Below are 10,080 nucleotides of genomic sequence, written 5' to 3'. Positions count from 1 at the left end.
GCGAGGAGATGAAAGGTATTGACAATGAAGAGAATTATCAGACCTGAAACGGCGTTGATGAAGAGGGTCATCCCTTTCCTGACGAAATAATAGAGTGCGGCGACAAGCGCCACCGCAACAAGTATTGGAAGAAGAGCCTCGTACATAACCCCCTATCACCCGACAAGGCGCATTCCGTTGATCCGGACTGGTGCAACGATGACTGAGCCGACCCGGCGTGGAGTGCATCCCATGCCGATGATCTGACTGAGCATCTCAAAAATATTTCCTGCAAGCATCGCCTTCCTGATCGGTTTCTGGTGAACCCCATCCTCCATGAAGAAGGCATTCTGAACCTCAACAGAGAAGTCGCCGGTGAGTGGGTTTGCCGTATGGGCACCGATGACGTCATTGATCGATATACACTGCCCCTCACCCGGCTCCTGCATCGTTTCGGCAGTAAAGACCATGTTATGCATCCCGATAGATACCCCGCCACCAAGACCGCCGCGTGAAGCGTTTCCTGTGCTCTGTTTATCGAACCGGTATGCAGTCTTGAGATCATAGACGAAGGAGTTCAGAATACCGTCCTCAATGAGGACATTCTTACGTGTCGACACACCTTCTGCATCAAACCGACCACTCCCAAGGCCATCGGGATAGAAGGGATCATCAATGACGGTGAGGTGGTCTGCTCCGATCGTCTCACCGAGTTTCTCTGCAAGGAATGACCTGCCCATATGAACGCTTCTGCCGTTGAGTGCAGACGATAACAGCGATGCACAGAGGTCGGCAAAGGCGATCGGTGAGAAGAGGAGGTCATAGGTGCCTGTCTCAATCGACTGGCCGTTTCGTGAGGTTGAAGCGAGCTCTGCCGCACGCCGCCCAACAGCAACCGGATCGATCTTCATCGTTGACGACCGGTCATACTCATAACCGGTCGACTGATCTGCTATCGTCTCAAGGGAGGCAGATACCGAGGTATGATCCTCCCTGTACCTGACACCGGAAGAGTTTGCGAGGAGAACCGATCCGATTGATAATCCTGCGCCTCCACCGATCACCTCAGCATCAGGATATTCGGATGCACCCAGAAGGAGCTGGTTACAGAAGGAGAGAGCAATATCCGGATCTGTTCTGACATTTTTATCAAATGAAAGGGGATCTCCGCCGAGCTGAACCGGACCCGGAAGACCACCCCAGGGAACCGGCTCTGCAAGATGAGAGCTTGCAATTGCGGATGCAAGACAGACACGCCAGTCTGTCGGGGTGCTTGTGCTCGACGATCCGATCCGCCCGGCATCGATCACGCGGATGATCAGACCGGTGCCATGCGACTCTCCTGCATGTGCAGGAAGAGACCGTTTCAGTTCGATCGAGACGCTTTCACTTTTCAGGAGAGCAACCTCGACCTCATCCACCTGAGCAAGACCTGCTTTGATGATCTCATCCTCTATTCCTTCATACATCGCCATTACCCCCGATGATCGCTTCAGAGAGGAGGAGATGAGGAGAACCATCTGAGACCGGCACACTCTGCCCGCCTTTTCCGCAGTATCCCGGATGCATCCTGAGATCATTGCCGCAGAGGGTGATCGCATGCAGTGTCGAGAGGATCTCACCTGAGAGCGAGACGTCCCGCACCATCTGTGTCAGCTCTCCACCCTCAATCAGGTACCCGTACTCGGCATTAAACTGAAAAACACCCCTGCCGGGATCAACCTGTCCCCCACGGGAGCCACTGAGGAGGATACCATTCCTGCACTCCCCGATGATCTCGTCGTACCGGGCATCTCCCGCCGCAATGTAGGTGTTGCTCATCCGAACAATCGGCTGATTACCGGGCATCGCCCGGGCATGACCCGCATCACCAGAACCAACAGCAGCAAGCGTCTCACGGGAGTGAAGATACCGCCTCAGGATGCCATCTTCGATGATAGCGGTTCTGCACCCTGCTATACCTTCTGCATCAATTGGTTCGAACCCAAACGAGTGCATCGTCGGGTCATCGATGATGGTGACGATCGGACTGCCGATTGCTTCACCTATCCGATCTTTCAGAACCGATGCACCCTCTTTGACCAGGTCTCCTTCACTTGCATGCCCGACAGCTTCATGGGCAAAGACACCGCCAAGTTCAGGGTCAAGGACAGCGGCCATTCGACCACCTTTCGCTGCACGTGCATTCAGGAGATCCACTGCACGGGTGCCTGCTTTGACACCCTGATCGGTTCTGTTCCTGATATTGAGGCCGTCGATGGTATGGTCACGGACATACCCCATCTGCATCTCCCCGTTCTTCTTTGCAACCGCCATGACGCTGAAACCTGACCGGCAGGTCTGATATGATGCAGCAAATCCGGTTGAATCGAGGAAGCTGACTTCTTCATACCGTTCGGTATAGGTCCCGCGTGTGTTTGTCACACCGGGTACCTTTGCAGCCTCTGTGATCTGCATCAGCAGTCTCCCCTTCTCTTCGAGCGGGAGATCAAGTGGGTTCTCTTTCATCGGAGGAGTTGGGAGCAGGTCACGATTGGGTGCATCTGCAAGCTGCACATCTTCACGGGTGATCACCGCCGCTTTTTCTGCCCGTGAGAGGTACTCGCGAAGTGCCTTTCTGTCATCCGGATTAAAAGGAGAGACGGCCAGGATGCCCCACCCACGTGGGCCGAGCGCACGAATGATCGCTTTTGAAAAGAATGAGACGCCTGCTGATTCAACTTCGCCATTATCGATATCGATACCGGTATGCTCTCCGCTCACATGACGGAGGTCCCAGTACCGGAGGTTTTTATCCACGTTTATACAACTCCCGGTTCATTCTGGAGCGGCTGGGGTTGAGGGACCGGTGCCGGTTCAGCAAGTTTCTTCAGTTTGGTGAGGAAACCTTCACGGTTTGTCGGAACGAGAGCCTGTTCAAGGATCTCTTCGATATGCGATACCGGAATGATCTCGATCATATTCCGGTACTGGTCCTCGATCAGAACATCTCCCATATTCGATTGCGGGATGAAGACATGCTTGATCCCTGCTTTTGCTGCCGCCTCGATCTTATAGGTGACACCGCCGATCGGGAGGACATCTCCTCTGACCGAGAGCGATCCTGTCATCGCAACATCCTGCCTGACCGGAATTCCTTCGATCGCGGAGATGACTGCGGTTGCAACCGAGACCGATGCCGAGTCACCCTCGACACCCTGATAGGTGCCGATGAACTGGACATGAATATCGATGTTTCTGATATCCTTTCCTGTGAACTTCTTTAAGATTGCAGAGACGTTTTTGATCGACTCCTGGGCGATCTCCTTCAGAAGACCTGTTGCAATGACAGTACCTGATGCACCCTGTGCAGGAGTAACTTCAGCAACTATCGGGAGGACTGAACCCGAATCACTCCCCATCACTGCAAGGCCGTTCACCTTGCCGATTGCAGTTCCTGAAACGACCGTCAGATCATAGTCCCGGCTCCGCTGGATATATTCATCTGAGATCTGATCCTCGACTGAGCGTGCCGTCGCTTTTGCAGCGAGAACATGCCGGACACTGGTCGTCTCTGATCCTTCACCGCGTGCAAAATCCCCGGCAACCCGGACGAGACCGCCGAGATCACGGAGTTTCAGGGTCAGATGACCTTTCCTGTTTGAACGCCTCCGTGCTTCACGGATGATCTCACTGATAGCGGTCCTGTCAAACGGTGGAATCTTCCCGTCGTTCTTGACCTCCTGAGCGATGAAACGGATGAACTTCTCACGGTTCTTCGGCGTGTCATCGATCGTCTCCTTCATGAAGACCTCATAGCCGTATCCCCGGATACGGGAGCGAAGAGCCGGGTGCATCCCCTGCATCGCATCAAGGTTTCCTGCTGCGATCATCACAAAGCGGCAGGGAACAGGCTCTGTTCTGACCATTGCCCCGCTTGATCGTTCGCTCTGGCCGGTGATCGGAAACTCGCCCTCCTGCAGGGCGGTGAGGAGGTTCTGTTGTGAATGTGGGGAGAGGGTGTTTATCTCATCAATGAAGAGGACGCCTTTGTGGGACCGGTGAATGGCACCACCCTCCACACGATCGTGGGAAGGAGTCTCAAGTCCGCCGGACTGGAACGGATCGTGGCGGACATCACCGAGGAGTGCACCTGCATGCGATCCGGTTGCATCGATGAAAGGAGCTTTTGAGTCAGGAGATGTCGATACAAGGAGTTTTGGCACCATTGCATCATCGCGTGGCATCATCGTCCTGAAGGCGAGGAAGATAAAGGCTACTGCGATGATTCCCATCAGGAACATCCCTGATATGAGAGCATATCCAAGGATACCAAAGACGAGCATCAGCATCAGCATATTGCGCATCTGTGCCCGCTTTCGCCCCTCCATTTTATGGGCGGCGACGATCTCTTTTCCTCTTCCGGCAGGAACTGTCCGAATGAGAGGATTATTATTGTCATCGGAGTTTGGATAGACCAGGATATCCTGCATCTCCTCTTTTGGAAGGAGTTCGGACATCGCTTTTGCGAGCATCGATTTGCCTGTGCCGGGAGTTCCAATCATCATCACATGACGCCGCTGGATGGCGGCTTTTCGGATGACCTCAACAGCATGCTCCTGTCCGATCACCTGATCGATAAGGGTTGCAGGAACCTCAATATCGGCTGTGGTAACAAGGTCGATCTCCCCAAAGAGACCCTCCTCTTCAAGAACCTCATACTCTGGTTCATCAGTCAGCGTTTCTGTACCCATTCTGAGATATACCCCACTACAACGTTGAATGCTTATATATCTCAGGTCAATAGTTTAAGTAGTTTCAGTACAGGGAGATTGCGTAAATGAAGGTCATATGCACGGAAAAAACCCAGATTCTCGCCTCACGGGTTGCAGAAAAACTGGGCGCCCCACTGGGCGAGGTGAAGAGGTCCAGATTTCCCGATGGAGAGCTTTATATCCGGGCATTAGATCTGGACGGTGAGACGGTGATCGTCTCATCACTCCCTGATGCAGGTTCAATCATTGAGCTTCTTTTATTAATCGATGCCTGCGAGGGATCTGACGTAACCCTGGTGATCCCATACATGGGATATGCACGCCAGGATAAACGATTCAATACAGGAGAGCCGATCAGTATCCGTGCAATCGCAAAGGCTCTCAGTACAGGTGTCAATCGGATCATCACGGTCAATATCCATGAACCCGAGGTACTGAAGTACTTCGGCGTTCGTTCCGAAAACATCTCCATTGCACCGGCTGTAGGAGAATACCTTGCAGATTCCGGCATCCAAAACCCCCTTATACTCGCTCCGGATGATGGGGCATGGGTCTTTGCAAAAGGAGTTGCTTCTGCAAACAGCTGGGACTGCGATCACCTCGACAAGACGAGAATATCCGGTGAAGAGGTAAGAATTGAGCCGAAACATATCGGTGTGGAGGGGAGAAATGTCGTCATCGTCGATGATATCATCTCAACCGGAGGGACACTGGCAACGGCTGCAATGCTGCTCAGATCACAGGGAGCCGTGAGTGTGTCGGCTGCATGTGTACATGGTGTCTTCTCAGGTGGGGGATATACCCGGCTCATCTCAGCAGGTATCTCTGATATCTCATCAAGCGATACGATCGAACGGGGATGTTCACGTATCTTTGCAGCACCATCCATTGCTGAGGCACTCAGGCGATGATTACAATCGACGGCGGTCATCTCGAAGGTGGAGGCCAGATCGTCAGAGCCGCCGTCGCCCTCTCGTCCCGGACCAGAGAACCGGTCAGAATTATGAATATACGTGCAAACCGTTCACCTCAGGGGCTTGCGGCACAACATGTCGCTGCCGTGATGGCAGCAGAGGCGGTATCCGGTGCAGAGACAGAAGGGGTGCAGATCAGATCAACTGAGATCCTCTTTTATCCCGGGATTCCTGTGAAGAAGGATATCAGGGTCGATATCGGGACCGCCGGAAGTATCCCGCTCGTCCTCTCTGCCTGGCTGCCCCAGGCACTTGAAACCGGAGGTACCATCACCATTACCGGAGGGACCGAGGTACGGGCTGCCCCGACGATCGATTACTGGAACGGGGTCTTCCTTGAGTATCTGAGGTCACATGATGCCAGGGTTAGCATGGAGATCGAATCCCGCGGATACTACCCTATCGGAGGAGGACAGGTCAAGGTACATGCTGAACCATCAGCGATGAGTGCGCTTGGCGCAACTGCTCCGTGCGGATGTGGGATCATATCAGCAAGCTCCGGCCTCCCCGACCATGTGGCAGCCAGGCAGGCCTCGGCTGCTGCATCCATTGCAGGTGATCTGCCGGTTCGGATCATACGACAGAGGGGACCGGGGGTCGGATCTTCCTGCACCGTCTATTCGGGAGGGCATGGAGGTGCTGCTCTTGGAGAGCGAGGTCTCCCGGCAGAAGATGTCGGCAGAATGGCAGGAGAGGCTTTTCTTGAATATCCGGAGGGGGATGTCGACCCATATCTTGCCGATCAGCTGCTGATCTATCTTGCAGCGAAAGGGGGATCATTTACCACCCAGGAGATCACCTCTCATTCGATGACGATGATCCGACTTCTTGAGCAATTCGGATATACGATCACCCTGACTGATCATCACGGGTGTATAGAGGTTTCTGCATGAAGGTCGTCTGCGATACATCCTTCTTCTTCGTATCATTCCCTCTTGAGGGCGATCTTTACACTACTCCGCAGGTGATCGACGAACTCTGTGATCTCCGGTCAAAATGCAGGTTCGACACCCTGAAAGAGGATGGACTCATCGTCACCGAAGCTGACCCCGCATCCAGAAAGCTGGTTCTGAAAGCGGCAGAATCAAGCGGGGATCTCGGGGTGCTTTCAGAAACAGATATCAGTATCATCGCTGTTGCATACTCGATAAGAGGGGAGATCGCAACGGATGATTTTGCAGTTCAGAACGTGGCTGCAACACTCGGCATCGGCGTCATACCGATCCTGCAGCGGCGGGCAAAAAAGCGTGTATGGAAGCTTGTATGCACCGGTTGCGGCAGGGATGTAGAAGGGGGCGTAGACTGCCCTGTTTGCGGAGCATCGTTGAAACGAAGGCATAAATAGATGGATATCGATTTTACATCTATGTCATCCCTCACAGATCTGAAGGAGAGGGCACGTTCACTCCTCGAAGAAGGGCATAGTCCCGGTCAGATCGCAGACGAGCTCTCACTCTCGATGGAGACCGTCACCTGGCTTCTGACCCAGCCAAAGGGTGATACCGCTCCACGTGACGTACATATCGACTGGACATGTGTCAGTTGTGATGCGACACTCCTTGAATCAGCTGCATCCATGATGATCGATCGGTATCTTCCTCAGGCTGAACGAAGCGAACCGCTCGATGCCGATGTGATCGTTGGTATCGCCATATCCGGTATTCCCCTTGCAACGCTGATCGGTGCACGTGAAGGATGCAGGCTTGCGGTCTATCATCCTGCAAAACATGCGGTCTCTGAAACCCCGATCGGGTCGATCTCAGGGAACTTCGCCTCAGTACAGGAGAAGCGATGCATCATCGTGGATGATGTTATCACCTCAGGGAAGACCATTGCAGAGGTTATCGGCTATCTCCGGCGACATGGTGGCGTTCCGGTCGCAGTATGGGTTCTCTTTGATAAGCGCGGCATCACCGAGGTTGAGGGCGTCCCTGTCTACTCACTCTTCAGAATCTCCAGAATCGACTGAACAGGTCCCGAAGTCAAGATAGTTTTATATAGAAGTTCAATTCCATTTTTACCAATACAGGAGGATTACAGAGTGTCAAATGGTATGCAATCAGCCGGTCAGCCGGTCATAATTTTACGGGATAACGTCGAACAGACCCGCGGGTTCGAGGCACAGCGTTCAAACATTCTTGCGGCAAAGGCGATCTCAGAGGCGGTCAGAACGACACTCGGGCCACGCGGTATGGATAAGATGCTCGTTGCCGGAGACGATATCACCATCACAAACGATGGTGCGACGATATTAAGCGAGATCTCTGTTCAGCACCCCGGAGCCAAGATGGTGGTTGAAGTCGCAACCGCTCAGGATGATGAGTGCGGCGATGGAACAACAACTGCAGCTATCATGGTCGGTTCGTTCATGGAGCAGGCAGAACGCATGCTCAAGATGGGCATCCACCCAACAAACATCTCAAAGGGCTACACCCTCGGGATGAGAAAAGCACTTGAGATCCTTGAGGAACTCGCAATCGCGATCAGTCCTGATGACAAAGAGAGCTTAAAGAAGATCGCAACAACCGCAATGGTCGGAAAGACCATCGAAGCTGTCCGGGAGAAGGCATCAGAGATTGTCGTCGATGCTGTTTCAACCGTTGCTGTCAGAACAGGCGACAAGATCATCATTGATGAGGACGACATCCTTGTCAAGACCCAGAAGGGCGATTCAATGGATGATATCTCGCTTGTCCGAGGTGTTATCATCGGCAAGACCCGTCTCGACGATCAGATGCCAAAGTTCGTCAATGGTGCAAAGGTCGCCATGATCGGCTCTCCGCTTGAGATCACAAAGACCCAGACAAAGGCGAAGATCAAGATCTCCTCCTCTGAACAGGTCTCAGCATTCGGTGATGCCGAGCGGGCCCAGCTGAAGAAGATCGCAGACCAGATCATCGCTTCCGGTGCAAACGTCCTCCTCTGCCAGAAAGGTATCGCCGATGCAATTCAGTTCTACCTTGGAAAGGCAGGTATCTACTCCCTCGAAGACGTCACTGAGAAGGAGATGAAGTATGCCGCAAAGGCACTCTGCGGCGAGATCGTCAACAAACCAGAGGACCTGACACCTGAGACCCTCGGAACTGCCGACCGGGTTGAAGAGATGGAAGAAGAGGAACTGACGAAGATCTCAGGATGCCAGAATGCAAAAGCGGTAACGATCCTGATCCGTGGATCTACCCAGTACCTCGTCGACGAACTCGACCGTGCAATCAACGATGCAAAGCGTGTCATCCAGGATGCAATGGAAGACGGCAAGTACACCATCGGTGGTGCAGCTGTTGAGACCGAGCTGCTCATTCGTCTCCGCGACTATGCAGGAACAATCGGTGGCCGTGAGCAGATCGCAATCGAGGCATTTGCACAGGCATTTGAGATCATACCGATCACCCTCGCCGAGAATTCAGGGTTCAACCCGATCGACAAACTTGTCGAGCTGAAGAAGGCTCACGGTGACGGTCAGAAGAACGCGGGTCTGAATGTCTACACCGGAAAGATCGTTGATATGGCAGCAGAGGGTGTCTTTGAGCCGATGCGTGTGAAGCGCCAGGCGATCCAGAGCGCGGCAGAGACCGCAGCCCTCCTGATCCGGGTTGACGATATGATGGTCACCCAGTCCCACGCACCTGGGATGTAAAAATAATCTCCCTTTTTTTCAGATGGTAACGACCTGATTGAGACAGCCTCCTATCATGCCACAGGAGGTGGAGTGTCACGCTAAGATGTGAAGGGTGTTGTAACCACGAACAGAGAAAACGTGGCGTCCTTAAGCGTCCTTGAGCATGATCTAACGTACCGTGACAGGGAAAAAATACTCACGCTAAGGCGCAAAGACGCAAAGGGTGTTGTAACCCCGAAAAGAGAAAACGTGGCGTCATTAAGCGTCCTTGAGCGTGATCCAACGTACAGTGATGGGGAAAAATACTCACGCAAAGACGCGAAGACGCGAAGGGTGTTGGTGCCCCGAGCAGAGAAAACTTAGCGGCTTAGCGGCTTTGCGTGATCCAACGTACAGTGATGGGGAAATAATACTCACGCAAAGACGCGAAGACGCGAAGGGTGTTGGTGCCCCGAGCAGAGAAAACTTAGCGGCTTAGCGGCTTTGCGTGATCCAACGTACAGTGATGGGGAAAAATACTCACGCTAAGGCGCAAAGACGCAAAGGGTGTTGGTGCGACGAGCAGAGAAAACGTGGCGTCCTTAAGCGTCCTTGAGCGTGATCCAACGTACAATGACAGGGAAATAATACTCACGCTAAGGCGCAAAGACGCAAAGGGTGTTGTAACTCCAAGCAGAGAAAACTTAGCGGCTTAGCGGCTTTGCGTGATCCAACGTACAGTGATGGGGAAAAATACTCACGCTAAGGCGCAAAG

Annotated in this window: 9 protein-coding genes; 6 read left to right on the top strand and 3 right to left on the bottom strand. The window is 53.2% G+C overall.

Annotated elements, in window-relative coordinates:
* Positions 1 to 155: 155 nt before the first annotated feature.
* From Q7V06_RS01965 to lonB, 3 genes are read right to left on the bottom strand one after another with little or no spacing between them, the layout of a single operon-like run.
* Positions 156 to 1,448 (bottom strand): TldD/PmbA family protein, encoded by a 1,293-nt coding sequence (locus Q7V06_RS01965; RefSeq protein ID WP_304837287.1) that lies wholly within the window; start codon positions 1,446 to 1,448, stop codon positions 156 to 158.
* Positions 1,441 to 2,784 carry a TldD/PmbA family protein gene (locus Q7V06_RS01960; protein ID WP_370650794.1) on the bottom strand — a complete coding sequence of 448 codons (1,344 nt, stop codon included), beginning with the start codon at positions 2,782 to 2,784 and terminating at the stop codon, positions 1,441 to 1,443. Before Q7V06_RS01960 ends, Q7V06_RS01965 begins: the two co-directional genes overlap by 8 nt.
* The gene (gene lonB, locus Q7V06_RS01955) at positions 2,781 to 4,712 is read right to left on the bottom strand and encodes an ATP-dependent protease LonB (protein ID WP_304837281.1); all 1,932 of its coding nucleotides are present in this window, start codon (positions 4,710 to 4,712) and stop codon (positions 2,781 to 2,783) included. The genes Q7V06_RS01960 and lonB overlap by 4 nt, the downstream gene beginning before the upstream one ends.
* A gap of 86 nt (positions 4,713 to 4,798) precedes the next feature.
* Here lonB and Q7V06_RS01950 point away from each other — a divergent pair, with 86 nt between their 5' ends.
* The 6 genes from Q7V06_RS01950 to Q7V06_RS01925 all read left to right on the top strand — a co-directional run bounded on the left by Q7V06_RS01950 (position 4,799) and on the right by Q7V06_RS01925 (position 9,689).
* On the top strand, positions 4,799 to 5,644 hold the full coding sequence (locus Q7V06_RS01950) for a ribose-phosphate diphosphokinase (RefSeq protein ID WP_304837278.1): 846 nt from the start codon (positions 4,799 to 4,801) through the stop codon (positions 5,642 to 5,644).
* On the top strand, positions 5,641 to 6,600 hold the full coding sequence (gene rtcA, locus Q7V06_RS01945; protein WP_304837275.1) for an RNA 3'-terminal phosphate cyclase: 960 nt from the start codon (positions 5,641 to 5,643) through the stop codon (positions 6,598 to 6,600). Before Q7V06_RS01950 ends, rtcA begins: the two co-directional genes overlap by 4 nt.
* On the top strand, positions 6,597 to 7,052 hold the full coding sequence (locus Q7V06_RS01940) for an NOB1 family endonuclease (RefSeq protein WP_304837272.1): 456 nt from the start codon (positions 6,597 to 6,599) through the stop codon (positions 7,050 to 7,052). Before rtcA ends, Q7V06_RS01940 begins: the two co-directional genes overlap by 4 nt.
* 21 nt (positions 7,053 to 7,073) lie before the next feature.
* Positions 7,074 to 7,676, top strand: a complete 603-nt coding sequence (locus Q7V06_RS01935) for an orotate phosphoribosyltransferase-like protein (RefSeq protein ID WP_304837270.1) — start codon at positions 7,074 to 7,076, stop codon at positions 7,674 to 7,676.
* A gap of 84 nt (positions 7,677 to 7,760) precedes the next feature.
* The gene (gene thsA, locus Q7V06_RS01930; protein WP_304837290.1) at positions 7,761 to 9,344 is read left to right on the top strand and encodes a thermosome subunit alpha; all 1,584 of its coding nucleotides are present in this window, start codon (positions 7,761 to 7,763) and stop codon (positions 9,342 to 9,344) included.
* An 87-nt stretch (positions 9,345 to 9,431) separates the two neighbouring features.
* The gene (locus tag Q7V06_RS01925; RefSeq protein ID WP_304837267.1) at positions 9,432 to 9,689 is read left to right on the top strand and encodes a hypothetical protein; all 258 of its coding nucleotides are present in this window, start codon (positions 9,432 to 9,434) and stop codon (positions 9,687 to 9,689) included.
* The last annotated feature ends 391 nt before the right edge of the window (positions 9,690 to 10,080 follow it).

This window comes from Methanocalculus sp. (assembly GCF_030651615.1).
Taxonomy (GTDB): domain Archaea; phylum Halobacteriota; class Methanomicrobia; order Methanomicrobiales; family Methanocorpusculaceae; genus Methanocalculus.
This window is presented reverse-complemented; position numbering and strand designations above follow the sequence as displayed.